The sequence below is a fragment of the Borrelia persica No12 genome, assembly GCF_000500045.1.
Taxonomy (GTDB): Bacteria; Spirochaetota; Spirochaetia; order Borreliales; family Borreliaceae; genus Borrelia; species Borrelia persica.
Genome location: NZ_AYOT01000203.1, coordinates 1 through 268 on the forward strand (window position 1 = coordinate 1; position 268 = coordinate 268).

The 268-nt window shown below is 28.4% G+C and carries 1 pseudogene; it reads left to right on the plus strand.

The window, feature by feature from the left end:
* Window positions 1-268: pseudogene (locus U881_RS11080) on the plus strand (hypothetical protein); the annotation flags it as partial.

Here is a 268-nt window from a genome sequence, read left to right on the forward strand (position 1 = left end):
TAAATAATAATTTATTACCATTCAAAGAAGCATACAAACTTGCAAGTAATGAGATTATAAAGCTTATAAATCACTTTATCTTAACTGGTACTGTCTCAATTCAAAAAGATGGCAAGAATCAAAAACGAATGATACCTAATATGTATGGACTACTTAATATGCCAGGGCAGATTAAAGTAGAAGTTGAGCAAACTAATAAAGATAAGATGAATGAAATTTTTAAAAAAATTGAAGAAGGTCTTGGGAAACTAGAACTTGGAGATGAATT